Genomic DNA, 25449 nt, shown 5'->3' with positions numbered 1-25449 from the left:
GGGAGGGGATATATCGGGGAAGCCCACGGATGAAGCCCTAAAGCTAACCACGGTGGGGCAGGGGAAAAGCTGTACTGGGCTGCCAGGCGACCTGCGCCATCTCCGCCGCATTGTCACCTGCAGATCTCATGCAGGCTTCTGTTTTGACCAGCCGGCAGCATCTCAACGCCAGGGAAAGGAACATCCATGAAACCCGCCCACGGCACCATACGGTTTTTCCGCCTCCTGCCCGTCCTGGTGATCTCGGCCCTTCTGGCTACCGGCTGCTACAACCCTTCCGAAGGGGACCGCGATCCCATTGCGCTCGGTTCCGACTTGAACTTTGCCGGGCTGGAGTTGCGAAGCGTTCTGCTTGTGACATCAGGGCAAAATGAACCCGCACGCGTGTTGGGAACGATCATCAACACCACGGCTGCTGATATTGAGATGGTCCTGGCCGACTCCGACGAGCAAGTCCAGGTCAGGATCCCGGCAAGCGGGAACAAGGAGTTTGACCAGACGCCCCTCATTCTCAACAGTGCCGCGGAGGCTCCCGGGGCGCGCACTGACCTGACAGTAAGCGTGAAGGGGCAGGAAACCAGAATCAACGTCCCCATTCAGGACGGGACTTTTGACCAGTACCAGCCTTATGTTCCTTCGCCCAGCCCTTGACGCTGGCAGCAGCCCTGCTGGGCAAGACAGGCGACCGCCCCTCCCGGGCGATCTCTCAAAGAGGAGGTATCCAATGAGGTTAAGACTCTACGCGGCGGCTGGAATGACCGCAGCGGCGCTGACGCTGACGGGCTGTACGGGAAACCCGGCACCGGGGCCCGGTTCCTCCACTGCATCACCGGACGCATCCAAGGCAAGCCTGTCGGGCGGCGGCGGCCTGGCCGCGGTTCCCGGCGTGGTCAGGGAGGTCGAACCATCCGTGGTCACCATCAGGACTGCTGTCGGCCTTGGCAGCGGTGTCATCTACGACGGCAATGGATCCATTGTCACAGACGCCCATGTCGTGGAGGACCAGCAAAAACAGCCCTTTAAGAACGTTGAGGTCCAGTTCGCTGATGGCTCTCAGTCCCAAGGCACAATAGTTGGCGTTGACGACGTCACGGACCTTGCTGTCCTCAAGGTCGACCGCACCGGCCTTCCGGCCGCAAAATTTGCTGCAACAGATCCGGAGGTGGGTTCGATGACCGTTGTCATCGGAAGCCCGCTGGGGTTGGAGGAAACCGTCACTGCCGGAATTGTCTCCAGCCTGCACCGGAACATGCCGCCGTCGAAGGAATCACCCCACGGCGCCATCGACCTGCTGCAGACCGATGCGCCGATTTCCCCCGGTAATTCCGGCGGTGCGGTGGCGAATGCCGGCGGACAGGTAATCGGTCTTTCCGAGGCTTACCTTCCACCCAGCACCGGAGCCGTAGCCATCGGGTTCGTTACGCCATCTTCCACTGTCACCGACGTTGCAGACCAGCTGTTGGCCAGCGGATCGGTCAAACACGCCGCCCTCGGTGTGGTCCCCACCGACATCACGCCGCAACTCGCCCAACGGTTCTCCCTGCCCACGACGGCGGGGGCGCTGATCGTGAGCGTTTCGCAAGGAAGCCCAGCGGAACAAGCCGGCATGAAGGCAGGAGACATCATCACCAAGTTCGCCCAGGCAGACATTGGAAACGTGACGGACCTGCTGGTGGCCCTCAGGAAACAGGACCCCGGGCAGCAGGTGGACGTCATCGTGCAGCGCGGCTCAGCATCCCAGAACCTGCACGTCACCCTTGGCGACCTGGCTAAATGACTTATTGCGCTAACGCAATAGTTGCGTGAAAATAAGAAAATGCTGCTCGGGTAAGGGTCGCCAACTCAAGGCGTAAAAGCCTGCAACGTCAGGTCGGCTCTGTCCGAACAAGTCCCGCTCGTTCCGCCGCTTGGCGGAAAGCGAACCCCGACGAGGTCCGCGGGAGAGCAGTAGCTTTACTGGGGGGGGGCGGTCTGATCAGCCATATCGCGAAGGAGCATTTCCAATGGCACAGAACGTCAAGTCAGCAACGGCAGTGGGCAATGCCCGGTGGAAGCGGTTGATTCCCGTCGCCATTGTCGTCTACATCATTTCGTTTATGGACAGGACCAATATCGGGTTCGCCCTGAACGGACTCCATCAGGACCTGGGCATCGACGCCGCCCAGCAGGGCCTGGCTGCAGGCATCTTCTTCATCGGCTATCTCGTCCTGCAAATTCCAGGCGGCCACCTCGCCGAGCACTGGAGCGCGAAGAAGTTCGTCGGAATCATGGTGCTCATCTGGGGCGTACTGGCCGTTCTTTCCGGATTCATCCAAAATTTCACGCAACTGCTGGTGGTGCGCTTTTTCCTGGGTGTCGCCGAGGCCGGAATCTGGCCTGCGATCCTTGTCCTGATCAGCCACTGGTTCCCGGCCGCTGAGCGGGCACGGGCCTACGCATTCTGGATGATGAACATCGCCATCGCCTCCATCATTACGGGCCCCCTCTCCGGCTGGATTCTCTCCTTCTCGGACTGGCGGTGGCTGTTCATCATCGAGGGCATCTTCCCCTTCGTCATCGCCGCACCCCTGTGGTGGGCCCTGATCGCTGACCATCCGCGCGAGGCGGCATGGTGCTCGGTCCAGGAGCGTGAGTACATCGAGAATGGGCTCGCTGCGGATGCAAGGGAACATCCTCAGCAGGAGAAACTGGGCCTGCGCCACGTTATGTCCAACACGGTTGTGTGGCGGCTGACCTTGGTGTACTTCCTCATCCAGATTGGCTTCTATGGCATCAACATCTGGCTGCCGCACGTGATCAAGACAATTACCTCCGGATCGTCTATGGAGGTGGGGCTCATCACCGCAGTTCCGTACGTGCTGGCGATGGTCGGCCTCTGGTACAACGCCAAAGCGGCCGACCGTTCCGGCCGCTACTCCACTCACGTGCTGCTGTCGATGGCAGTCGGTGCTGTTGCGCTGGTGGTCTCGGTAGCAACCGGAGACAATATGCCGTTCCTTGCGGTTACCCTCATTAGCATCGCCGTCGCCGGGGCCTTGGCCTACGACGGTCCATTCTGGGCTTCAGCGTCCCGGGCCATGCCGGTGGCCGTCGCCGGCACCGCTATGGGACTGATCAATGCGGTAGGAAACCTCGGCGGATTCGTTGGACCCTACGTTGGTGGTTTCCTGCAGGATGTGACGCACGGCAGTTTCCTGGCCACGTCCATCTTCCTGGCATGTTGCCTCCTGGCTGCAGGCCTGGTGATGCTGACATTGCGGCGAAGCGGTGACAGGCCGCTGTCCGGTGCCCGGCTGCAGGGTGCCCTCTCCGGCGGGGCAGAGGCAGAAGCAACCAGGAGGAAAACATCCTGACGGGCGCCCTTGCAGCACGGGCAACTGCGCCGGTAGCGGGATGCCGGTCGCAGCCTCGTCACTGGTAGGCGCTCGTCACGGTAACTCAGCGGTGAAGGTGGGCCATTCCGAGACATGACCCACCCCCGCATCAGTTGCGCCAGTGCAACGGATTGTGGGTTTGTGGGGGAGAGGAGTCCGCATATCCACGCGAACAACTAAGGGCCGGGGAGGGTTCCGGAGGGGTGGGTGTTGGGGGATAAGCCTCCAGGAGGAGGGGATTTTCCTTTCGTTGCGTAGGCCCACCCCGCGCCCGTTCCCGGGATTGCGGGAGTCATGATTGGGTAGGCCGTGCTGCATAAGGGGTGCCCGGGACCCTTATGGCTGCCCGGGCGGTTCATGTACTTTGGTCCTGCCGGAGAGTCCTGAGCTGGCAGGATTCGCATTTTGGGGAATCGGCTGGGGACCCAGTTGCGCTGGCCCTCGTCCAGGGCCGGCCGCCCGTCAATCTCCCTTGCCGAATCCAAGGAGCCCCCCGTTGCACAAGCGCACTGTCCCGGTCATCGCTGCCGTTTTTCCGGCACTCTTCCTCTCCGCAGGGCCAGCCCCGGCCACCGCGGGCTATGACGAGGAAGTCCTTAACACCTACGTGGATTGCCCGCTGGAGCGCATCGGCACCCAGCTGGTCCGCTGCGACAACCTCACAGGAGCGGGGGTGAATGCCCCGTTCTGGATACCCGAGCAGAAGTAGGCAGGCGATCTCAGCCGTCGTCATCTCTGCCGCTCCGGGTTGGCGAAGACGCCTGCGCAACCGATGGTTGCGCTTCGGGTGCTGCGTCGTTTAGGCTCTTAGCAACCAATGGTTGCGAAAGGAACTGGACATGCACAACAGCATTGAGCGGGAAATCCACATTGAAGCGGCGCCGGAGATTGTTTTCGAGGTCATCAGCACCCCCGAACACCTGCGCCAATGGTGGCCCGATGAGGCCGCCTTTGACCCCACCGCGGGTTCAAGCGGGGACATAGTCTTCGGCGACCGGACGGCGGCAGATGCAAAAGTGGTGAAGCTGACGGTTGTGGAGGTCGAGCCGTCGCGGCGCTTCTCCTTCAGGTGGGTTTACGACGAAGCCGCGGCATCGCCGGAAAACTCCCTCCTGGTGACTTTTGAGCTGATTCCGCAGGGCTCGGGGACACTGCTGCGCTTTACGGAGGCAGGGTTCCAGGACAAGGGATGGGAGCAAGCTGACGTCGAGCTTAACTACAATGACCACGTCCGGGGCTGGGACTACTTCCTGCCACGGCTTGTGGCCTACATCGGCCGGCTGGTCGCTGCGCAATGACCATCGCTATCGACGACGATCTCTGGTCCGCGGTGGGTGATCCCACCCGGCGGAAGATGCTCGACCTGATCCTGTCCGAAGGCGGCGGCACGGCCACGGGCCTGAGCACCCGGCTGCCCGTGACCAGGCAGGCGGTGGCGAAGCACCTGGAGGTACTGCACCGTGCGGGGATGGTCTATGTCAGGCCCGCAGGCCGGCAACGCGTTTATGAGGTGAACCAGGCAGAGCTTTCCCGCGCCGTTGCCCAGTTGTCGTCGGTCAGCGCTGCATGGGATGCCCGGCTCCAGAGAATCAAGAGCATGGCCGAAGCCATTCAACGAAGCAGCCGGGATCGGGAAAGTCAGCGGCCCCTGCCCTGAAGCAGAATGGCTCCTTCGCCGGTCAGCTCGGCTGCGGATCCCTGCCGCCCCGCAAGGGTGGAGATCAGGGCCGACGCGCTGCCCAGCACCTGGGCGCCGGTGCCGTGCCTCCAGCCCGTGTCCTGGGTGGAGAAGGCAAGCCCATCGATCAGGCCCGGTTTCAGTGAACGCTGGGCCTGGGGCGTGGTGAGCTGGTCCAGGACGATGTTGGCACTCTCCGGCTCTATCACATGGTCGATCTTCAGGGGCCTGTAGATGTCCTCCGCATGTATGACAAGGTGGCTCAGCGGTGCTTCAGGGCCGGCGCCTGGAACCCCGAAACGCTCCGCCTTCGTGCGCCGAAGGGCTGACAGCAGTTCATCCTTCGGGCGGGTGTCCCGGGTGGCCCAGCGGTCCGCCATCCTGTCGAACGCGAACCCGGCTGCGGCCATATTGATGAAGAACCGCGGTAGGGACATTTGGTAGGGCATCAGGAGATGGACGACGACGTCCCTCACCCGCCAGCCACCGCACAGGCTCGGTGAGTTCCAGCGTTCGTCGTCGAGCCTTTCCAGGGCGCCGATGAGGCGGTTCCGTTCGGCGTCGATCAAGGCATCAAAGTCCGTCATTACGTTGGGTTCCTGTTCCCTTGGGCGGTCCGGGGGTGCTTGATCACGCGCCCCTTTGCTGGATCCGCTAGCCAAAGTGTATGTGGGGTGTGTCGTAAGGAGCGTGAACCACACCCCGGCCGGACACGCACCGGCTCCCCGCCGAATAGTCGGTGGGGAGCCGGTAACGCGTCACCTATCCCAGTCCTGAGGAGAGGGTGTCTCTGAACGAGACAGTACCGATCAGGTTCCCCGCCACGTCGGTCAGGCTCTGTGGTGGGGCGTACGCCGGCAGGCCCGCAGGGACACCCGCGTTGAGTGTGCCCGCGCCTGCGCTGCCGTTAGGCGCATTGCCGAGTTTGATAACCATGGCGTTGTTGGCGGCATCCCAGTTGAGGGTTGAGCCTGTTCCCTGGGCTCCAAAGGTGGCCGCGGCGCCGTTGAGGTAGTCCCCGCCGAGGGATACCGTGCCGACGGAGCAACCGGGGATCGTGACACCCAGTATGTCATTGCCCGCATTATCAGTGATCGTTGCAGTGCCCGACAATTGGGAGCCGGTCCAGTTGGTGCACACCTTGGCCAGGTCCAACTTTTCCGAGAATTTGAGGGTAATGGTGTCGCCAGCGTCCGCTGAGGCCTGGCGGGTATTGGTCGAGCCGCCGTTGAGCAGCTTGACTGAGGTAACTGTGGGCCCTTGGGTGTCCTTGACCGCTGTGGCCGTGACCGTACTGCTGTTTCCTGCCGCATCGCTTGTGGTGGCAGTGATAGTGACCGTGACCACCGGTACAACCGTGGACGTCTCCTTGAGGCCCGCCAGATTGAGGCCGCCGGTTGTCCATGGCGTCCCTGATGCCGTTGCCGGGACGCTGGTGGTCGAATCGCTGACGCTCAGGTTGACGGTCAGGCCAGGATCATTGGTGCCGCTGACCTTATAGCCGCCCACGTTGCCCGAGTAGATGTACGCCGGGGTGCCAATGGTCAGCTTCGGTGCCACAGTGTCCTTCAAACTGGTGGGGCTCGGTGTAACGGCCGAACTGCTGTTGCCTGCGGCGTCCTTGACTGTGACGGCGTAGGTGACTGTTCCATCCTTGAGCGGCGTGAGGTTCAGGTTCAGTGACCAACCCGTTCCGGCGTCAGTGGCCGTGCCAGTGACCGGAGGGGCAGTAGTGGTGTCCGTGGCCGCAACCGTCACAGTGGTCCCGGCTTCGGCGCTTCCGGAGACCCGCACGGAGGAAACGGTGGAGCTGTTGACGTATATAGGCACGCCCACGCCCTGCGCTGGTGCCGGAGCGATGGTGTCCTTGATGCTCGCCGCCGTCCTGGCCGTGCTGGTGTTTCCGGCAGCGTCCGTGGCCACCGCCGAGTAGGTCAGGGTGCCCTGGTTCAGGCTGGTCAGGTCCAGGCTCGCTGTCCAATTGCCGGTCCCGTCAGCCGTGGCGGTAGCGGGGGGAGCGGAATGGGCGGAGCCGGTGTCGCTGGCAGTAAGGGTGATCTTGGCCCCTGCCTCCGCCGTCCCGGTGACGGGTACGGCGGCAACGTTGGCGGAGTTCACAAAGGCGGGCACGCTGAGCCCCGGTGCGGCAGGCGCCTGGGTGTCGATCCGCACCGTCTGGCTCTGCGCCGTGCCGGCATTGCCGGCGTTGTCGGTGGCGAAGTAGGAGACCGTGTGCGTTCCGTCGCCGCTCACCGGGATGCTGGTGACGCTGCCGCCCACAGTCTGCTTGGCGCCGCCGTCGACCGCGTAGGTAATGGAGGCGACGCCGGATCCAGCCGTCCCGTCGTCGGCGGTGATGGTCACGGTGACCGGGCTGGTGCTGTTCCAGCCGGCGGCGTTGGGGGTGGGCGAAATGCCGGACACCGAGGCCACCGGGGCGGTGGAGTCACTGCTGACGCCGGTGCTGCGCGGGCTTTCCGAACCCGTCCACAGCGCGATGGTGGGGGTGACCGTGTAGTACCAGATGCCGCCCGGGACATTCTGTTCGGTGCAGGTGAGCGTGGTGACGGTCCCCGCGCAACCACCTGTTGCCGGTGTTCCGGTGCCACCGGTGGCCGCCGCGTACCTGGTGACGGTGTACCCGGTGGCCGCCCGGCCGTTGACCGTGGTGCCGGCTGCCCAGCTGACGCTGAGCGAGGCACCGTTGGCGGTGACGGCGGGCTTGGACCCGGCGGACAGCGCGTCGGCAGCGGCGGCCGCGTTGTTGCTGCTGGTGGTCGAGGCCCAGAAGGCATAGGCAGCGGTACCCGTGCCCAGCAGGAGCAGGAGCGCGGTGATGATCCAGGGCACCCGGCGGGACGGGCGGCCGAATAAAGCACGGATGGCGAGGCTCATTTGCGCACCTCCGCCGTGACGGGAAGGTGGAAGGTGGCGCCCTGGCAGGCTGCGAGAGAGGTGGTATCCATGGCGGCCGATCCTGGAAGGGTGAGCAGGGTGGACGAGTTGGCCGGAACGAAGGTGGCCGGGGACAGTGGCGCCGCGCTCCCCACGAAGCTGACTCCGGTGGTGGTGCAGCCGGGGTGTGCCGCGTCCGCGGTGGCGGCCCCGTTGGCCGTGACGCTGTAGACCTGCACGGCGTAGGGGTTGGGGTTGGTGAGGCGGAGGACGACGTCGGCAGTACCGCCGGGAACAAGCGTCGACTTTGGGTTGTCCCCGGCGACGAGCGCGTCCACGGTGACGGCCTGCATGGTGGCCGCGGCTGCGGAACCGGTGCCGGTGCCCGCGGTGCCCCAGTACGCGTAGGCGGTTCCGGCGCCGGCAGCGGCCAGGAGTCCGGCGAGGGCCGCTGCCCTGACTGCACGACGGCGGGTGGTTGGGTTGGCGGTCATCTCAGTTCCCCTGTCCTGATCCTGAGTAGGTGAGCTGGAGCGAGGCACCCTTGCAGCCGTCCTGGTTGGCGGAGGTGTCCAGCATTCCCACCCTGGGCCACACCGACGGTGCCAAACGGAGCCCGGAAAGGGAGCTGCTGCCCGCCGGAACGGAGACCGGGTAGGGGCCGCTGTACTGCGTGACCACGAAGTCCGCTGCGGTGCAGGGAAGGTTCCTGGCCACGGCGTCCGTGCTGCGGGTGACGCCTGCCACCGCCACGGACATGTTGGTCAGCGAGAGCGCCTTGTTGTTGGGGTTGCTGATTTGCAGGTCCAGGCCGGCCGACGTGCCGGGGGACAGGGTGCCGGGGACGTTTCCGGAGAGGACGAACTGCTTGATGGTGGAGTCCAGGACCAGTTGCACGTTGGCGTAGGCGTACTGGGCCTTCCCGGCGGCATCCTTGCCCGTGCCCATGAGGTAGAGGCTGTAGCTGCCGTTCGGTGAAGCGGCCGTTGTTGCCACCTGCAGGGTGGTGGAGGTGCCGGTCACCGGATTGGGCGAGAACGTTGCGGCGGCGCCGGAGGGCAGTCCGCCCAGGACGCTGAAGGTGACCGGCCCGGACAGGTTGTTCCGGGTGATCTGCAGGGTGTACACCGCGGTGGAACCGGGCGGGACGGTGAGCGAATCAGGGGAGGCGGCGACTGTCAGGCCGGAGGAGATCTTGTAGTTGACGGTGAGGCCGGCGGTGACGCTGCCGGAGACCTTGCCGCTGGTGCCGGTGATGGTCAACGAGCTGGTGCCCGCCGGGGTGGTGGCTGCCGTGCTGACGTTCAGGGTGGAAGTTGACGTGGTGCCTGAGCTGAGGGGGACGGACGACGGCGTGAAGGCACCTGTTGCTCCGGCCGGCAGTCCCGCGGTGGTCAGGTTGACCGTACCGCTGAAGCCCCCGGTGGACGTCACCGTCACCGTGTAGGCCGCGGACTGCCCCTGCTGGACCGACTGGCTGGCGGGCGAGACCTGGACCGTGATGCCCGCTTTGGTGCTTTGCGTTGCGGCGAACAGCGCCCCCGCGCTGGCCAGCATCACCGCAAGCCCGATCAGCGCCACCTTGATGGCCTGCCGCAGGCGATGCCGCGGTTGCCCGTCTTTGTTGTGCACCCCGTGCCCCTTCCACTTTGGTGCGGTTGACGACGAACCGGGGACGGGGTTTTCACCCGTCCCCGGCCCGCTCGTTTGTTAGTTGCTGCCGACGGTCACAGTGATCGTGGCGCCCTTGCAGGCGTTTTGGTCCGTGTCAGGGAGATCGCTGAGCGTCAGCGTTCCGGTGCCAAGGCCGGTGGTTGCGCCGGCGAGGACTGTGGTGGGGCCGGCCGGGACTGTGGCCAGGAACCAACCCGGCAGGCACTTTGCGTCGCTGGTTGAGACCTGTGGGTTGACCAGTGTCACCGGGGTGCTGCTGGTGTTCGGGTTGGTGGCCGTGTAGGTGATGCTCTTGGGGGTGCCCGGGGCGACGCCCTGTTCCACCGTCACGGTGATTGAGACCGGCTGGGTAGTGGACGCCGCCGTGGCTCCGCCGGTGCCGGAGCCCGTGGTGCTCCAGTAGGCGTAGGCGGCACCCCCGCCAACAGCCACCAGGGCGGCGGATGCGGCAACAGCGGCGATCTTGTTCTTCTTGGTCATTGGGCGCATGGAAAGACTCCTTGTGAATGTGATTGAGAACCCGTTCCCCCATGAGCGGCCCCATCCTGGTGCCTTTCGGTGGATCGATGACCCAATGTTTTCGGCTGGCGCTCTGCCCAACAACACGTACCGGTACTCGAATTTTCAGGGGAGTGTGAATTCCACTACTGGGATTCGTGCGCCCCTACTCGGGTGGCCAAAGTCAAAGCGGGTGCCAATGCCCCCAGTCCGCTGTCCGCAGCCGGCGGGGCGACGACGACGGACGGACGTATGCTGTTGGCGTCAGTAACGATGTCTCGCTGGAGAGGAGTTCCGGCATGCTTGACGGTCCCAGCGCAGGAGTCAGCATCGGCGCGTTGGTGGCGGTGGCTGTTGCCCTGTACATCGTGCTGGTGGTGCGCCGCAGGAAGTGAACTTCGACGCGCTTCGTGATTTTCGACGCGCATATTCCGTGGCGCGGCTCGAATGTGGGCGGCGAAAGGGAATGTGCGCGTCGTGGGCGAATATGCGCGTCAATCAACGCAGGGACGCGAGCGTACGACGGCGGCCGCGTCCCGCCGTCGTATGTCCCACTTGGGGTGCGGGGGCCGGCGGCTTTTTCGGATCGACGCTGATCCGTGCCTCCGCCGCAGGCCCCTGGTCTTGTGTGGAAAGTTGAGTTGGATGCCTGGCGGCGCCCTTGCTTAGCGCCGCCAGGCTTCTGAGACCGTCGGTGTTATCCGACGCAGGCGCGGGTTGACTGGGACCCAGTACCCAGGTGCATCAGCGATGCGCTCCCGTCCTTCACGCATCACTTTGGAGGGAACGCCTCAAGGACGTCCCCGGATCCGGTCAAGAATTCATCAAGGTCGGCTCAATATTGGCCGCTTGATTTCAGTGCGCGGCAGCGAGGAAGGCCGGCTTACCGCGTATCCACGTCCTCGAACACCAGGAACGTCTGCGTGTCCAGCACGCCGGGCATGGTCTGCAGCTGGTCGAAGATGACGCGGCGCAGGTCGATGTTGTCCACGGCCCGGACCAGCAGGATTACGTCGAAGTCGCCGCCCACCAGCGCGATGTGGTGGACCTCCGGGATGGCGCCCAACTGGTCGCGGAGTTCCCGCCACGAATCCTGCTTCAGCTTCAGCGTCACGTAGGCGGAGGACTTTAACCCTGCCTTGATGGGATCCACCAGCGCGGTGAACCGGGTGAGCACGCCGTCACCGGTCAGCCGGGCAATGCGGGAATAGGCATGCGCCCGGGAAATGTGCACGTTTTCCGCCACCTGCGTGACGGACATGCGGCCGTCCCGGGTGAGTTCGCTGATGATGCGCCGGTCGATCTCATCCAGCGGAACCTCGGCCGCCGCATCCTTGCCCGCCATTGTGCCCTCGGCTCCCGTCGGTACTCCACCTCACGAATACAAATCGTCTTCCATAGTAGGCAGATTTGAGGAGAGTCTCCGTGGCCGGAGCGCGCAGGAATACAAAACCGGCAGCAGGAACGCCGCTGGAACGAATGATGCTCGGCCGGTCGGCCTTTCCCGGGCCGTCCGGGGTGTGGATCAGGACCCGTGGTGGCGGGTCCCGGTCCCCTCCGCTGCGCCGCGGATGAAGTCGCAGTCGCCGGGGGAGAGCACGGTTTCGCCATGCCGGTCCTGTTCGAATTCGACTCCGGTGCTCTTCATGATGGCCGCCGCGACGGTTCGCGGAAGGATCTTGCAGCCGGGATTATCAACCAGCCATTGCCGCGTGTCCGGGTCGAGCCTGTCCCACAATTTGGCTATTTCCATAGCTAACGCCCCCGCCTGTCACTGCTGTTAGGAAAATGCCGCAGTCCCGGATGTCCCGGGACGGTGCGTACCCGCATCATCCGAGTGTGGGCCTTCGGGAGACAGGGGTCAATGCACTTCTTTCCGTTGGCCGCCAGGCTTTCGCGCCCGGATGGAAGCAGGTGCAGTTTCCCTGCCCGCCATTTTGTCCACGGCGCGGGTCGGTAATCCACGTCACAGTTACAAATCGTCTTCCAAACCCGGCACTTCAGGGCAGCTTCTCCACGATTTGCGGAGGTGCTGGATACGAAACCTCGCCCGGGACAATACTGGGAGGGAATAGTGGCTAACGAAGGACGGACCAATGACGATCTCCGCAGACCACACCGCGCCGGACACCGCCAGCACCGAGCCCGCAGACGATGCGCTCACGGAAGCTGTGAAGAAGTTCGGCATCACGGTGGAGGACTACATGCTCCCCGCCCGGCACCAGATCCAGATGGTGGATCCGGACGGCCGGCTCATCCCGGACAGCGAGCAGGGCACCCAGCCCGGCCACGAATACCCTGTACCCGGCGATGACGAACTGCTGGCAGCGTACGAACGCCTCGTCGTCGGACGCCGCGTCAACGACCAGAACTCCGCCCTGGTCCGGCAGGGCCGCATGGCCGTCTACCCCTCCAGCCACGGCCAGGAAGCCTGCCAGGTGGCCGCCGCCCTCTGCCTGTCCGAGCGTGACTGGATGTTCCCCACCTACCGCGACGCCGTGGCCGTGATGACCCGCGGCGTGGACCCGGTACAGGTGATGACCATCTTCCGCGGCGACTGGCACGGCGGCTACGACCCCCTCAAATACAAGGTGGGCATCCAGTGCACGCCGCTGACCACCCAGTTGCTGCATGCCGTGGGCGTGGCGCACGCCGCCAAGCTCCGCGGCGAGGACACCGTGGTGCTGGCCATGTGCGGTGACGGTGCCACCAGCGAAGGCGACTTCCACGAAGCCCTCAACTTCGCCGCCGTCTTCCACCTGCCGGTGGTCTTCTTCGTCCAGAACAACAAGTACGCCATCTCGGTGCCCCTGGCGCACCAGTCCGTGGCGCCGTCGCTGGCGCACAAGGCCGTGGGCTACGGCATGGCCGGCGAACGCGTGGACGGCAATGACGTGGTGGCCCTCCTCGCCGTCCTGGACCGCGCCGTGAAACTCGCCCGCGAAGGCTCCGGACCGCTCCTGGTGGAAGCCAACACCTACCGCATGCAGGCCCACACCAACGCCGACGACGACACCCGCTACCGGGAAAACAGCGAGGTTGCGGAGTGGCGGGCCAAGGATCCCGTCAACCGGATGCGGACGTACCTGACGGACCGGGGGCTGCTGGATGACGACGCCGAAGCACGCATCGCTTCCCACGCTGAAGCGGTTGCCGCCCAGCTGCGCGAGGGCCTGAGCGAGGACGTGCAGGTGGACCCGCAGGAACTGTTCCGCCACGTCTTCGCCCGGCAGACGCCGCAGTTGAAGGAACAGTCCGCCATGCTCGCCGACGAGCTGGCCCGCGACGCAGCAGCTACTGATTCACAGGAGGCCGGCAAGTGAGCCCCACCATAACAACCTCGTCCGAAGCCAACGGCAACGTCAGTGCCGCCACCGCCCGGGCCGCAGCCTCGGCCGCCGCGTCCGCCGAAGCCGCGGGTCCCCAGCCCGTCACCATGGCCAAGGCCCTCAACACCGCCCTGGCGGACGCCATGCACGCCGACTCCTCCGTCCTGGTGTTCGGCGAGGACGTGGGCATGCTGGGCGGGGTCTTCCGCATCACCGACGGCCTGACCGCTACGTTCGGCGAGCAGCGCTGCTTCGACACCCCGCTGGCCGAATCCGGCATCGTGGGAATGGCCGTGGGCATGGCCATCAACGGGATGCGCCCTGTCATCGAGATGCAGTTCGACGCGTTCGCCTACCCTGCGTTCGAGCAGATCGTCAGCCACGTGGCCAAGATGCACAACCGCACCAAGGGGGCCGTGAAGCTGCCCATGGTGATCCGCATCCCCTACGGCGGCGGCATCGGGGGAGTGGAGCACCACTGCGACTCCTCCGAGTCCTATTACGCCCACACCGCCGGCCTGAAGGTGTACACCCCGGCCACGGTGGCGGACGGCTACCGGATGCTGCGTGAAGCCATCGACTCTGACGACCCCGTCGTCTTCATGGAGCCCAAGAAGATGTACTGGACCAAGGACTCCGTGGACCTTGCCGAGCTCCGCCGCCTTCACGAGGAAGGTGCTTCCGTGGAAGGCACGACGGCGGGACGCACCTCCGACGGCCGTGCCGCCGTCGCACGTCCCGGCACGGACGCCACGCTGATTGCCTACGGCCCGTCCGTCCCCACCGCGCTCGCCGCCGCCGAAGCGGCCGCGTTGGAAGGCCGCTCGCTGGAGGTCATCGACGTGCGGACCATCGTCCCGTTCGACGACGACACCGTGTGCGCGTCCGTCCGCAAGACCGGCCGGGCCGTGGTGATCGCCGAGGCGCACGGCTTCGCGTCCGTGTCCTCCGAGATCGTGGCCCGGGTCCAGGAACGCTGCTTCCACTACCTGGCCGCCCCCATCCGCCGCGTTACCGGATTCGACGTCCCCTACCCGGCACCCAAACTCGAGAAGTACTACCTGCCCGGCGTGGACCGCATCCTCGACGCCGTTGACGACCTTCAGTGGGAGAACTGACCATGAGCGAACCACGTGTGTTTTTGCTGCCCGACCTCGGCGAGGGCCTTACCGAAGCTGAACTCGTCTCCTGGCACGTTGCCGTGGGCGACGAGATCGCCGTCGACCAGCCGATTGCCGAGGTGGAGACCGCCAAGTCCGCCGTGGAGGTGCCGTCCCCGTATGCCGGGATCGTCACCGAACTGCACGGCCAGCCGGGCGAGACCCTGGACGTGGGGAAGCCGCTGATTACGGTGACACCTGTTGGTGCTAATGCCGGGGCCGCCGCGGATGATGCCGCCCCCGCCCCTTCGCCGGCCCAGCCGGAAGTCCAGCCCACAGAGACCGAGCTTGCCGGGCCCAAGCCGGCCAATGCGGCAGCCGAAACCTACCGGGAAGAGGAGAAGGCCGGATCCGGCAATGTGCTGATCGGTTATGGGACTCCCGGCGGACACGGTGTTGCCCGGCGCACCCGTGCCCGGAAGACCGCCGTCGCCCTCGCTGAGCCGGCTGAACCGAAGCCCACCGAGGACGACCTCACCCTCCTGCGCACCCGCGTCCCCGGCAAGCTCGGCGCGGTGATCTCGCCGCTGGTCCGGCGCATGGCCCGGGAGCATGGCGTCGACCTCGGGGACATCTCAGGCTCCGGCGACAGCGGCCTGATCATGCGGCGCGACGTTGAAGCTGCGCTGCGGACCACTGCACCGGTGGAAGCCCCCGCAGCCAAGCCCGAGGAGGCCAAGCCCGCCGAAACGCGGCCGGCCACGGCGCCCCGGGAAGCCGCCCCGGCCAACGGCGTGGACGCCCGCACCGGGCTTGGCATTGCCGCCCGCACCCCGGTCCGTGGGGTCCGCAAGGCCGTGGCCGCCAACATGGCCCGCAGCCGGGCCGAGATCCCGGAAGCAACCGTATGGGTGGATGTGGACGCCACCGCACTGATGGAGCTCCGCGAGGGACTTAAGGCCAACGGCGCCGAGGCTCCTGGCCTGCTGGCATTCATCGCCCGTTTCGTCACCGCAGGGCTGAAAAAGTACCCGGAGCTGAACACCCGGATCGAAGCCGCGGAGGACGGGTCGCAGGAGATTGTCGCGTTCGACGGCGTCAACCTGGGCTTCGCGGCGCAGACCGACCGGGGCCTGGTGGTCCCGTCCGTCCGCGGCGCCGAGAAGCTCAGCGCCAGGGAGCTCGACGGCGAGATCCGCCGCCTCACCCAGGTGGCCCGCGACGGGAAGGCGACGCCCACCGAGCTGGGCAGCGGCACGTTCACCCTGAACAACTACGGCGTGTTCGGTGTGGACGGGTCCGCGGCGATCATCAACCATCCGGAGGTGGCCATCCTCGGCGTCGGCCGGATCATCGACAAGCCGTGGGTGGTCAACGGTGAGCTGGCGGTCCGCAAGGTCACCGAACTCACGCTGACCTTCGACCACCGCGTCTGCGACGGCGGCACCGCTGGCGGCTTCCTCCGCTTCGTGGCAGATGCCATCGAAAACCCCACGTCGCTGCTGGCCGACATTTAGTGGCCGCTGTTTGAGGGACGAATTCTTGGTGCGATTCGTGGCGCCATTTTCTCTAATGGAAATCTGAATTAGGGTAAGAGGCACCACGCGGTAAACCTTTGTGGGCCTTTCCAGGGGCCGCCCCTGGCGGGGGTATATATGTGCCATCTGGAAACGAACCAAGGAGATTCTGATGTTGCTTTGGATAGCCATTATCATCGCGGTCCTCTGGCTTCTGGGCCTGCTAGCCAATATCGGCGGGGGACTGATCCACATACTTCTGGTTGTCGCCGTGGTGGTCCTGATCTTCCATTTCCTGCGTGGCAGGACCCGCGCCTGACATTCCTGCAAAGGCCCGTCCGTCACACAAAGGCCCGGTCCCGGTACTCGGCTAGCACCCGCGATCCAGGGCCGGGCCTTTGCGTGGGCTCGTGCGGTGCCCCGCACCCAAAATGTCAGGGAATCATCATCCTGTAGACACCCGGCAGTCAGCTTGCGCAGGAAGGATATGAGACAGGGGGATCTGTAAGCCAAGAGAAAAGGATGAGTCGTGACAAGTCTTGACCCCCATGTCGTTGGATCCTGCAGTGAGCTCGTTTCCGGCGATGCGATCGAAGCTTTCTACCAGAACACGTTGATTCATCGGGGCCCGGTGACGGACACAGACCCGGAATACGGGCGGTTTTGGATTCTGGACACATTGACGGGAAGCAGGTGTCTGCTCGATATCTTCGAACTCGAAATTGTCCGTATTCCGCCGCCTATGGCCGAGTCAGGGACAGGGCTTTTTTCCCGTAACGCGCACCAAAAGGAAACCGGCGCAACCTCATACTGGCGCACGGTATCCCCATTGGGCTGACGGTCCTCCCCGTAATCAACCTAACGCGTAGCCCCCTCAAGGCCCTGAACGGAAATATGAGTACCCACTACTCGTGACCGAATGCGCGGCTTGTCCGTAGGCTGAATTGACTAGGGGGACCAGGCTCCCGTCCAAGGTCTTCTGGGAGGAGCGAAACTCTTGAAGAGGATTCAGCATCGTGCATGGACTTGCGTCGTCCTCGTCTTGGTTATGACGCTTTTTTCAGCTGTGGCATGCGGCGACCTCAGGCGTGCTCCAGGTTCATCGCCGCCCCAGGGAGCCGAACCGGAGAGCACGGTCTCCGATTCTGCGCAGGCGGCGACGGACGTCCCTTCCGCGGCCTCTGAGTCAGCACAGCCACCAACGGAGGAGCCTTCGCCTGGTTCGGTACCGCCCCTTGTCCTCGATCGACCCTCAGACCCTTCTGCAGCCTCCCTGTCCGTGCCAGTGGGAGACCTGCCTGGCTGGAGGCAGGTTTTTGTTGAGGACTTCGCCGAAGGAGACGTTGGCACTGGCGGATTCCCGGGCCCCGTCTACGGCACGCGCTGGAGCGCGAACTACGCGGACGGCACGCCGGACACAGCCGCCCAGCAGCAAAACAAGGGCGAACGGACATCCGGGTATTTCCCGTCGAAGGTCCTGAGTGTCCACGATGGCGTCCTGGACTTCTACCTGCATTCTGAAAACGGCGTGGCAATGGGTGCTGCTCCGTCACCGAAACTGGATGGGGCCAGCCAGCGGCCGTACAACAGCTTGGTGTACGGGCGCTATTCGGTCCGCTTCAAGGCCGATGTCCTGCCGGGATTCAAACTGGCATGGCTGCTGTGGCCGGACAGCAAGCGATGGCCCGAGGACGGCGAGATCGATTTTCCCGAGGGAGACCTGTCAAAGCTCATCTACGCAGCCGTACACGGCGTGGAGAACGGCGTGCACCGTTGGGACGCCCTGCGTCCGGAAGTACCGTACGGGGACTGGCATATCGCTACTACTGAGTGGCGTGCCGACGGCATCGAATTCTTCCTTGATGGAAATTCGATCGGCGTGTCCAGGTCGTTCGGACTGAACACACCCATGCATTACATCCTGCAGACCGAGTCCTGCTCGCCAAAATGCCCGCTGCCCGAGACCAGCGGCCACGTCCTGGTCGACTGGGTATCCATCTGGGCTAAGTCCTAGCCACGGCGAAGGCTTGGACTGACCCAACCAGCCATGGCACGACGGCGGCCCCGCGCCGTCGTCCTTCCTTTCAAGTTTTTCGGCACAAAGGGTCTTTACGCACTGGCCACATGTTATTAAAGTGGGTTGGGTCATAGTCCGGATGGGCGCCGGGGGCGTCCGGGAAGGGGGAGTGCATCACCACTGACCGTTACCTACAGACAAATGACCACTACGTTGAAAGCCCCTCCTGGGAGGGGCTTTCCCTTTGCCCGGAACAGGACAGGAACCGGCGATGGCTACTCCACGAGTTGACCCAGGCGGGCCCGGAGGGAACGCCGCTCCGCCTCATTGCCGGTGAGGATCAGGGCTTCCTGGAACGCCACCCGCGCCTCCTCCGGGTGCCCAAGCCGGGCCAGGAAGTCGGCCCGCGCCGCGGCAAGATACGGGTACCGGGCGAGCTGCGGCTCGGCACCGAGCGCATCCAGCTCCGCCAGGCCTTCCGCATAACCCACGGCGAAGCCCAGCGCGATGGCCCTGTTGAGCTGGACCACCGGGGACGGCCACCTTTCCATCAGCAGGTCATACAGGACCAGGATCTCCTGCCAGTCGGTGTCGGACCAGGATCCGCTTTCATCGTGCACAGCGGCAATCGCGGCCATCAGGGCGAACCTGCCGGGAGGCCGCGAAACCAAGGCCTCCCGCAACAGCCCAACACCTTCCGCGATGGCACGCCGGTCCCATTTCGACCGGTCCTGGTCCTCGAGCAGAACCTGCTCGTCGTGCTTGTCCATCCGGGCGTCCCTGCGGGCGTCCGTAAGCAGGACCAGGGCCAGCAGGCCGGCAACATCGGGGTCAGCGGGTAGCAGGACCCGCAGTGTCCTGGCCAGCTCCAAGCCGCGTTCGGCAAGGTCGCGGCGCATCAGGTCCGAACCTGACGGGGAGGTGTGCCCCGTCGTGTACACCAGGTACACCACCGACAGCACGCCGTCCACGCGTTCGTGCAGCTCAGACACCGGCGGTACCCGGTAGGGGATGCCGGCGGCGGCAATCTTCTTTTTCGCGCGGGTGATCCGTGCCGCCATGGTGGCTTCCGGGACCAGGAACGCGCGCGCCACATCGGCGGTGGACAGTCCGCACAGCAGCCGCAGCGTCAGCGCAACCTGGGCTTCGAGCGCCAGGGCGGGATGGCAGCAGGTGAAAATCAGCCGGAGCCGGTCGTCCGGGATGTCATCAGCGTCCGGCACGTCGTCGCCATACTCCTCAGGTTCCAGCAGCTTGGGCAGGGCCCGCTGAAGGGTGGCCACGCGGCGCCGCATGTCCAGGGCCCGCCGTCGTGCCGTAACCGTAAGCCAGGCCCCCGGATTCCTGGGGATTCCGTTCACGCCCCACGTGGACAAAGCACTGGCATACGCGTCCTGGACCGCCTCTTCGGCGGCGTCGATATCCCCGGCAACACGTACCGTGGCCGCCAGCACGAACCCCCATTCGCGCCGGTGGGCGTCGGCCACCGCCGCGGCGACCTCGGAGCTGGCGGCGTGCGGCATCAGCTGACCACCCGAACGGGCCAGACCTCGACTCCAACCCCGGCGGGTACCTCCTTGGCGATTTCGAGGGCTTCATCCAGGTCGGCTGCCTCCACCAGGTAATAGCCGCCCAGGGTTTCCTTCGACTCCGCGAACGGACCATCCGAGACCAGGAAGCCGCCCGACCCATCACGCCGGACGGACGTCACGGTCGAGGATGGCTGCAGGGCGGCCCCGTTGATCAGGTTGGAACCGCGCCGCTGCATGAACTCCTGGTAGCTGGCGCTGATCGACTCGCCTTCGGCCTGCCGCGCTACCGCCTCATCCTGGAAAATCAGGATCAAATACTTGGACATGTCGTGCTCCCTTCGCTGTTGGCTGGAGCCCTTCAGTGGAGCCCCTACCCATACGACGCGCACCGGAAGCGAAAATCGACAGCAGCGCGGGAATCCCCTTCCATTTCCAAGGTACCCCGCCGCGGGGGCCTTGCCGCAAGGCCCCGGGGGTGCCGCATACTGGCGGTCGACTATTCGTGGATTGAGGGGGACGGCATGCATGACGTGGTGATTGTGGGGAGCGGGCCCACGGGGTTGATGCTGGCGGGCGAGCTGCGGCTGGCGGGGGTGGACGCCGTTGTCCTTGAACGGCGGGAGTCCCAGGAGTTGGCGGGCTCCCGCGGGGGCGGAATCCATTCCCGCACCCTTGAACTGCTGGACCAGCGCGGCATCGTGGACAGGTTCCTTGCCGAGGGCAAAACGATTACCGCGGCCACGTTCGGCAACACCCCGCTGGACCTGGGCGGGCTGCCCACCCGGCATCCATACACGCTGGCGCTGTTCCAGAACCACATTGAGCGGCTGCTGCTTGAGTGGGTGGAGGAGCTGGGCGTGCAGGTCCGGCGCGGTGTAGAGGTCACCGGCGTGGAGGCGGACGACGGCGGCGTGGACGTTCAGCTTGGCGCCGGCGGATCGCTGCGGGCCCGGTATGTGGTGGGCACCGACGGGGGCCGTAGCACAGTGCGGCGTTCGGCGGGCATCACGATGGCGGGCCCGGACGCAACCCGGAGCAGCCTGATTGCCGAGGTGAAGGTGGCGGGGGAGCCTGTCCAGCAGGGAAAGGTGGACGCCCGCGGCATCCACGGCCTCTACCCGATGGGGGACGGCACGGTCCGCGTGGTGGTGACCGAGGCTGTGCTCGGTCCAACCACCGAGCCCACCCTGGCGGACCTGCGGCAGGCGCTGACCGACGTGTTCGGCACCGACTTCGGCGTGCACAGTCCCACCTGGCTGTCACGGTTCACCGACGCCACCCGCCAGGCGGAGACCTACCGGAAGGGCCGGGTGCTGCTGGCCGGCGACGCGGCGCATGTCCACTCACCGACAGGCGGGCTCGGTATTGGCCTCGGCGTGCAGGACGCGGTCAACCTTGGGTGGAAGCTGGGGCAGGTAGTGCGGGGCCTCTCCGGTGAGGAACTGCTGGAGACCTACCACGCGGAGCGCCACCAGGCGGGGGAGCGGGCGCTGAAGTACACCATGGCGCAGTCGCTTTTCCAAAAATCAGACCCCCGGCAGGAGGCGCTGCGCGACCTGCTGGGCGAGGTGCTCCGCGTGGAGGGGGCCGGGGTTCCCATCGCGGCGCTTGTGACAGGGCTCGACGTGGCCTACGACCTGGGCGCCGGCCATCCGCTCCTGGGTCGCCGGATGCCGGACCTGGAAGTCACCACTGCCGAAGGTCCCATCCGGGTCTTCGAACTGCTGCACCAGGCGCGGCCCCTGCTGCTGGACTTCAGCGGGCAGGAGTTGGGTGCGGGCCTTTCCAACGGCAGGGTGCGGCATGTTCCGGCCACGTACGACGGCGGCTGGCTGCTTCCCGTGCTGGGTGCTGTAGGTGCGCCCGCCGCAGTCCTGGTGCGGCCGGACGGGTACGTCGCCTGGGTGGGTGAGGGCTCAGCAGACGGGCTTGCCGAGGCCCTGGACACCTGGTGCGGCAGGGCCGGCGGCTGACCTCTCAGCGCAGGTTACTGCTTCGGCCCGGCGATGTTCACCAGCCACTGGACACCGAATTTGTCGGTGCACATGCCAAAGGTGTCACCCCAGATGGCTGTGTTCAACGGCATTGTCACCGTGCCGCCGTCGGACAACTTCTCCCAGTAGCCCCTGAGTTCCGCGTCGTCACCGCCGCTGAGGGAGATGCTGAACGTGTTTCCGGGCGTGTAGTCCATCCGCTGCGGAGTGTCCGACGCCATCAGGGTCAGCCCCGTTGGGGTATCGAGTTGTGCGTGCATGACCAACTGGTCTTCGGAGGGATCCTGGCTGGCCTGGAATTCCGCGAACGTGCCGATGTTCAGTTCACCGCCAAAGACGTCTTTGTAGAATTCCATGGCTTCACGGGCATTGTTTCGAAAGCTCAGATAGGGATTGAGCCGGGTGGGCATACGGGGACTCCTTTTGTGAGCGGGACTTCGTTGTCGGCACGCGTCATGCTAACAGGGCCCTCCCCAAGCGGGAAGGGGTCGGGTGAAGCCTCAGTCGTCGAAGTGGGCCTCAGCTGTTCCAGGGCCCGAGAACCGGTCCACCAGCGTTTCGGCGAGTTCGTTGAGCTTTTGGTTCCGGGTGCTGGAGGCGTTGCTGAGAAGGCCGAAGGCGGCATCCCTGCTGCAGTTGTTCTGGGCCATAATGATGCCGCAGGCCAGGTCGATGGCGGTCCTGGTGTCCATGGCCGACTTCAAGTGCTCGGCCCGCTGTTCCGCAGCCACGATCCGGACTGCGAGCCGCAGGGCCTTTCCCGCCATTTCGGCGAACCGGAGCCCATCAGACACCGCCTGCTCAGTGAAGCACCCGTGGAGGGGGCAAAGAAATCCAGGACTGCCCCGGCGTCGTCATCCATCTTCATGGGGATGCCAAGGGCACTGGCAACCCCCGCGGCAGAAAGGGCGCTCCGGTATTCCGGCCACCGCAGGTCGGACGAAACGTCTCCCAACAGGACGGGAACTCCGCTTTCCAACGCTTCCACGCAGGGCCCGTCTCCCAGCGTTTGTTCAATCCGGTCAAGCACCGCGGCCCTGCCGCTGCTGCCGCCGATGGTGGCCGTACGCTTGCGCCGGTGCAGGGTGACAGCGCATTCGATAGGCACTCCGGTAGTGCTGGTCATGCTGGCTGCCGCGAAGCCGGTGAGTCCATCCAGCACCGACTTGATGTCCTCCGTCCCGGCGATCAGATCCACAATCCCTTCAAAGTCGTCCGCCATGTCCTGGTCCACCATCTTTTCAATGTAGAAGCAGCAGGAATCAGCCACAAGGGCGGGATCAGCGCACCGATACCAGCCTTCTCCAAGCCCGCGCACAGCGCAGTTATGGAAACGTTATATATGCTTGCTTAGTGGTTTTTAGGTCCAGCAGCGGAAATTTGTCAGTACCGGAACGCCCGTCGGCGCCCCAAGCGGGGCTGATCGCGGGGCGCAAGCATGCCCTGGATGGGCTCCGGAGCATCGCCGTGGCGGGCGTGTTCTTTTTCCATACCGCCACCGACTCCATGCCGGGTGGATCCATCGGTGTTGACGTGTTCTTCACGCTGAGCGGCTTCGTGATCACGCTGCTGATCATGAAGGAACGGATCGCCACCGGCCGGCTCCTGGGCGTCTTCTACGCCAAGCGCCTGGCCCGGCTTTGGCCGGCGCTCCTGGCACTCTGCGCGGTGGTCGTCGCCGTCGGCCTTCTCTTCCCGGCGTCAGGCTGGGGCGGCCAGGCGGGGTTCGTCCTTCCCGCTGCCGCGTACGTGATGAACCTGGCGCACTTTGGCATGTTCGGCGAGTCCATTGCGGGTGAAACCCTCGGCCCCACCTGGACCCTCGCCGTGGAAGAGCAGTTCTACCTGGTGTGGCCGCTGCTCCTGCTGCTGATGCTCCGCTTCTGGAAGGTCCGTACCTCAGCCTTGGCCACCGTCGCCCTGGCCGCCGTCTTCGTACTGAACCGGTTCCTGCTGGTGAACGCGGGCGAGCCGCTGGACCGCATCTACAACGGACCGGACACCCGGGCGGACGAACTGCTGATCGGCTGTGCGCTCGCCTTGATGTTCACGGCCGTGCGGGACGGTTCCCGGCTGCACCGCGCACTGGTGTCCGCTGCCCGCTGGGCTGCACCGCTGGCCGGCATCTCCCTGGTGGCAGCGCTGTTCCTGCTTAAGGAGCCGGACACCCCCGGCGACTGGTTCAACCTGTTTTGGACGTGGGGGCCCGCGGCGCTCGCGTTGTTGTCCGCGGTACTGATCGGTTCCCTGGTGCTCCAGCCGGCTGGGTTCCTCTCCCGTATCCTCAGCCACCCCTGGCTGGCCCGCCCCGGCCGCGATCTGTCCTACGGCCTGTACCTCTGGCACCTGCCCGTCTACCTGCTGCTGACGCCCCTGATCCCGGCGCTGCCGCTCCGCATCGCACTGACCGCAGCCCTCACGGTATTGCTGGCGTACGCGTCCTTCCGCTTTGTTGAGCGGCCGCTCCGGGGATGGGCGAACAAAAGGTTGGAGCCCGCCGTCGACCGTTCAACGCCTGCAGGTTCCACTCCTGGGACTCCGGGCCGCGCGCCTTTGGCGCCTAATGCTTCCAAGCAATCAGCGCAGGAACCCGAGCCTGCCGGCCAATTGACCAACTGACGCCTGACCAACCGACGCCGGAAGCTGCAGGTCAGTCCTTTCGGATGCCGGGCATGCCCATGGACTCCGGTTTAGCGGTGCTGGAACAGTCCGGGCAGCACACAGTGTTTTCGGCTTCGTCAGCCACCACGTGGGGAACGGCGCAGCAGGCGTCCCCGCGCCACGCGTTGACGCCTTCACGCACCGCAATGCCGGCGATCACCAGCGCCGCGCCGGCGTCTGCCCACCACCAGCCCAGGGTGCTGTTCAGGACCAGGCCAACCAGCAGCACGGCGGAGAGGTAGGTGCATAGCAGCGTCTGCTTGGAATCGGCCACCGCTGTCCGTGATCCCAGTTCCCGCCCAGCCCTGCGTTGGGTCCAGGACAGGACCGGCATGACGGCCAGGCTTAGCGCCGCGATCACGATGCCGGGCACCGAGTGCTGGGCTTCTCCCGCACCCGCCAAAGAGCGGATGGCATTCACAGCCACGAATGCGGCCAGGGCGAAGAATGAGATGGCGATGATGCGCAGGGTCAGATGCTCACGCCGCTCCGGGTCCTTGGCGGAGAACTGCCAGGACAATGCCAGTGCGGAGGCTACCTCGATCACCGAATCCAGGCCGAAGCCGATCAGCGCCGAGGAGTCGGCCGCGCCGCCCGCCCACAGGGACACGACGGCCTCGATGACGTTGTAGGTGATGGTTGCTCCCGCCAGAAGCCGGATTCGCCGGCTCAGCACCCTGCGGCGTTCCACGGTGGGGGAGTTAAGTGCAGCGGTCATGCGAAGCATTCCCCATCCGGAGCGCAGCAGGCTGGGTCCACCGCGAGGACAACATTGATGAGGTCCTTGATAGCGTGGCCGATCCGGGCGTCCGCCAGTTCATAACGGCTCCGCCGCCCGTCCTGCACCGCAACCACCAGTCCGCAGCCGCGCAAACAGGTCAAGTGATTGGACATGCTCTGCCGGGACACCCCTAAGTTGTCCGCCAGGTCGGAAGGATAGGAAGGGGCGTCTGCAAGTGCCAGAAGGACTCGGGCGCGGGTAGGGTCCGACACCGCATAGCCAAAACGGGCCAGCACAGGGGCGTGGGTGAGGGTCTGCATGGGCTGGAGGGTTTGCACGGTTTTAGAGTACATCCATCACTGTATTCAGGTGAAGATGAACCGTAATCCCAGTCCCCGCGACAAGTTTTCGGCTTGAACAACCGCCGCTGAAGTGAAGGAGGCGTTCAACGTTCGGTGG

General features: G+C 65.2%; 28 protein-coding genes. 14 read left to right on the top strand and 14 right to left on the bottom strand.

Features of this window, described 5'->3' with window-relative positions:
* Positions 1 to 186 precede the first annotated feature (186 nt).
* The 6 genes from ACEN9K_RS17000 (at position 187) to ACEN9K_RS16975 (ending at position 5031) form a co-directional block, all read left to right on the top strand.
* Positions 187 to 651: a hypothetical protein gene (locus ACEN9K_RS17000; RefSeq protein ID WP_018768695.1), complete on the top strand. Its 465-nt coding sequence runs from the start codon at positions 187 to 189 to the stop codon at positions 649 to 651.
* A gap of 73 nt (positions 652 to 724) precedes the next feature.
* Complete coding sequence (locus ACEN9K_RS16995) at positions 725 to 1777, top strand: S1C family serine protease (RefSeq protein ID WP_223992434.1); 1053 nt, start codon at positions 725 to 727, stop codon at positions 1775 to 1777.
* Between the two features lie 226 nt (positions 1778 to 2003).
* Positions 2004 to 3353 (top strand): MFS transporter, encoded by a 1350-nt coding sequence (locus ACEN9K_RS16990; protein WP_018768693.1) that lies wholly within the window; start codon positions 2004 to 2006, stop codon positions 3351 to 3353.
* Between the two features lie 517 nt (positions 3354 to 3870).
* A complete protein-coding gene (locus ACEN9K_RS16985) occupies positions 3871 to 4083 on the top strand; it encodes a hypothetical protein (RefSeq protein ID WP_018768692.1) in 213 nt (70 codons plus the stop codon).
* Positions 4084 to 4213: 130 nt separating this feature from the next.
* The gene (locus ACEN9K_RS16980; RefSeq protein WP_018768691.1) at positions 4214 to 4672 is read left to right on the top strand and encodes an SRPBCC family protein; all 459 of its coding nucleotides are present in this window, start codon (positions 4214 to 4216) and stop codon (positions 4670 to 4672) included.
* On the top strand, positions 4669 to 5031 hold the full coding sequence (locus ACEN9K_RS16975; RefSeq protein ID WP_018768690.1) for an ArsR/SmtB family transcription factor: 363 nt from the start codon (positions 4669 to 4671) through the stop codon (positions 5029 to 5031). The genes ACEN9K_RS16980 and ACEN9K_RS16975 overlap by 4 nt, the downstream gene beginning before the upstream one ends.
* Here the strand turns inward: ACEN9K_RS16975 and ACEN9K_RS16970 are convergent.
* From ACEN9K_RS16970 to ACEN9K_RS16940, 7 genes are all read right to left on the bottom strand, one after another.
* The gene (locus ACEN9K_RS16970) at positions 5013 to 5639 is read right to left on the bottom strand and encodes a maleylpyruvate isomerase family mycothiol-dependent enzyme (protein WP_018768689.1); all 627 of its coding nucleotides are present in this window, start codon (positions 5637 to 5639) and stop codon (positions 5013 to 5015) included. The two genes, ACEN9K_RS16975 and ACEN9K_RS16970, sit on opposite strands and share 19 nt — an antisense overlap.
* 175 nt (positions 5640 to 5814) lie before the next feature.
* Positions 5815 to 7947 (bottom strand): OmpL47-type beta-barrel domain-containing protein, encoded by a 2133-nt coding sequence (locus ACEN9K_RS16965; protein ID WP_495634702.1) that lies wholly within the window; start codon positions 7945 to 7947, stop codon positions 5815 to 5817.
* Positions 7944 to 8441 carry a hypothetical protein gene (locus ACEN9K_RS16960; RefSeq protein WP_018768687.1) on the bottom strand — a complete coding sequence of 166 codons (498 nt, stop codon included), beginning with the start codon at positions 8439 to 8441 and terminating at the stop codon, positions 7944 to 7946. The genes ACEN9K_RS16965 and ACEN9K_RS16960 overlap by 4 nt, the downstream gene beginning before the upstream one ends.
* A gap of 1 nt (position 8442) precedes the next feature.
* Entirely contained in the window at positions 8443 to 9579 is a 1137-nt protein-coding gene (locus ACEN9K_RS16955; RefSeq protein ID WP_018768686.1) for a COG1470 family protein, read from the bottom strand.
* 78 nt (positions 9580 to 9657) lie between these two features.
* Entirely contained in the window at positions 9658 to 10110 is a 453-nt protein-coding gene (locus ACEN9K_RS16950) for a hypothetical protein (protein WP_495634701.1), read from the bottom strand.
* A gap of 892 nt (positions 10111 to 11002) precedes the next feature.
* Positions 11003 to 11464, bottom strand: coding sequence for an Lrp/AsnC family transcriptional regulator (locus ACEN9K_RS16945; RefSeq protein ID WP_043449375.1), 462 nt, complete (start codon positions 11462 to 11464; stop codon positions 11003 to 11005).
* A 180-nt stretch (positions 11465 to 11644) separates the two neighbouring features.
* The gene (locus tag ACEN9K_RS16940; RefSeq protein ID WP_056392926.1) at positions 11645 to 11872 is read right to left on the bottom strand and encodes a hypothetical protein; all 228 of its coding nucleotides are present in this window, start codon (positions 11870 to 11872) and stop codon (positions 11645 to 11647) included.
* A gap of 343 nt (positions 11873 to 12215) precedes the next feature.
* On the opposite strand from ACEN9K_RS16940, the gene pdhA reads away from it, so the two are divergent.
* From pdhA to ACEN9K_RS16910, 6 genes are all read left to right on the top strand, one after another.
* Complete coding sequence (gene pdhA, locus ACEN9K_RS16935; RefSeq protein WP_018768681.1) at positions 12216 to 13442, top strand: pyruvate dehydrogenase (acetyl-transferring) E1 component subunit alpha; 1227 nt, start codon at positions 12216 to 12218, stop codon at positions 13440 to 13442.
* The gene (locus ACEN9K_RS16930; protein WP_495634700.1) at positions 13439 to 14566 is read left to right on the top strand and encodes an alpha-ketoacid dehydrogenase subunit beta; all 1128 of its coding nucleotides are present in this window, start codon (positions 13439 to 13441) and stop codon (positions 14564 to 14566) included. Before pdhA ends, ACEN9K_RS16930 begins: the two co-directional genes overlap by 4 nt.
* Before the next feature lie 2 nt (positions 14567 to 14568).
* Entirely contained in the window at positions 14569 to 16065 is a 1497-nt protein-coding gene (locus ACEN9K_RS16925) for a dihydrolipoamide acetyltransferase family protein (protein ID WP_495634699.1), read from the top strand.
* A 172-nt stretch (positions 16066 to 16237) separates the two neighbouring features.
* Entirely contained in the window at positions 16238 to 16384 is a 147-nt protein-coding gene (locus tag ACEN9K_RS16920; RefSeq protein WP_018768678.1) for a lmo0937 family membrane protein, read from the top strand.
* Between the two features lie 210 nt (positions 16385 to 16594).
* A complete protein-coding gene (locus ACEN9K_RS16915) occupies positions 16595 to 16903 on the top strand; it encodes a hypothetical protein (protein ID WP_186447800.1) in 309 nt (102 codons plus the stop codon).
* Positions 16904 to 17350: 447 nt separating this feature from the next.
* The gene (locus ACEN9K_RS16910) at positions 17351 to 18079 is read left to right on the top strand and encodes a glycoside hydrolase family 16 protein (protein WP_018768677.1); all 729 of its coding nucleotides are present in this window, start codon (positions 17351 to 17353) and stop codon (positions 18077 to 18079) included.
* 278 nt (positions 18080 to 18357) lie between these two features.
* Here the strand turns inward: ACEN9K_RS16910 and ACEN9K_RS16905 are convergent, their stop codons facing one another.
* Together ACEN9K_RS16905 and ACEN9K_RS16900 are read right to left on the bottom strand one after the other, a co-directional pair.
* On the bottom strand, positions 18358 to 19605 hold the full coding sequence (locus ACEN9K_RS16905) for an RNA polymerase sigma factor (RefSeq protein WP_495634698.1): 1248 nt from the start codon (positions 19603 to 19605) through the stop codon (positions 18358 to 18360).
* A complete protein-coding gene (locus tag ACEN9K_RS16900; protein ID WP_018768675.1) occupies positions 19605 to 19940 on the bottom strand; it encodes a YciI family protein in 336 nt (111 codons plus the stop codon). Before ACEN9K_RS16900 ends, ACEN9K_RS16905 begins: the two co-directional genes overlap by 1 nt.
* A 195-nt stretch (positions 19941 to 20135) precedes the next feature.
* On the opposite strand from ACEN9K_RS16900, the gene ACEN9K_RS16895 reads away from it, so the two are divergent.
* Entirely contained in the window at positions 20136 to 21587 is a 1452-nt protein-coding gene (locus tag ACEN9K_RS16895) for an FAD-dependent monooxygenase (RefSeq protein ID WP_495634697.1), read from the top strand.
* Positions 21588 to 21601: 14 nt separating this feature from the next.
* Here ACEN9K_RS16895 and ACEN9K_RS16890 read toward each other — a convergent pair whose 3' ends face one another.
* The 3 genes from ACEN9K_RS16890 to ACEN9K_RS16880 form a co-directional block, all read right to left on the bottom strand.
* Positions 21602 to 22018, bottom strand: coding sequence for a VOC family protein (locus ACEN9K_RS16890; RefSeq protein WP_056392939.1), 417 nt, complete (start codon positions 22016 to 22018; stop codon positions 21602 to 21604).
* 90 nt (positions 22019 to 22108) lie between these two features.
* Positions 22109 to 22300 (bottom strand): ANTAR domain-containing protein, encoded by a 192-nt coding sequence (locus ACEN9K_RS16885; RefSeq protein ID WP_488315755.1) that lies wholly within the window; start codon positions 22298 to 22300, stop codon positions 22109 to 22111.
* Between the two features lie 8 nt (positions 22301 to 22308).
* The gene (locus tag ACEN9K_RS16880) at positions 22309 to 22845 is read right to left on the bottom strand and encodes a GAF domain-containing protein (RefSeq protein WP_488315756.1); all 537 of its coding nucleotides are present in this window, start codon (positions 22843 to 22845) and stop codon (positions 22309 to 22311) included.
* Between the two features lie 143 nt (positions 22846 to 22988).
* Here ACEN9K_RS16880 and ACEN9K_RS16875 point away from each other — a divergent pair, with 143 nt between their 5' ends.
* Positions 22989 to 24227: an acyltransferase family protein gene (locus ACEN9K_RS16875; protein ID WP_495634696.1), complete on the top strand. Its 1239-nt coding sequence runs from the start codon at positions 22989 to 22991 to the stop codon at positions 24225 to 24227.
* 31 nt (positions 24228 to 24258) lie between these two features.
* Here ACEN9K_RS16875 and ACEN9K_RS16870 read toward each other — a convergent pair whose 3' ends face one another.
* Together ACEN9K_RS16870 and ACEN9K_RS16865 are read right to left on the bottom strand one after the other, a co-directional pair.
* Positions 24259 to 24987: a cation diffusion facilitator family transporter gene (locus tag ACEN9K_RS16870; RefSeq protein WP_495634695.1), complete on the bottom strand. Its 729-nt coding sequence runs from the start codon at positions 24985 to 24987 to the stop codon at positions 24259 to 24261.
* On the bottom strand, positions 24984 to 25310 hold the full coding sequence (locus tag ACEN9K_RS16865; protein WP_488315759.1) for an ArsR/SmtB family transcription factor: 327 nt from the start codon (positions 25308 to 25310) through the stop codon (positions 24984 to 24986). The genes ACEN9K_RS16870 and ACEN9K_RS16865 overlap by 4 nt, the downstream gene beginning before the upstream one ends.
* Between the last annotated feature and the right edge of the window lie 139 nt (positions 25311 to 25449).

This window comes from Pseudarthrobacter sp. Pseusp20, from assembly GCF_059492155.1.
Note: the sequence above shows the minus strand (reverse complement) of the source record. Positions and strands in the feature narration are given on the sequence as shown.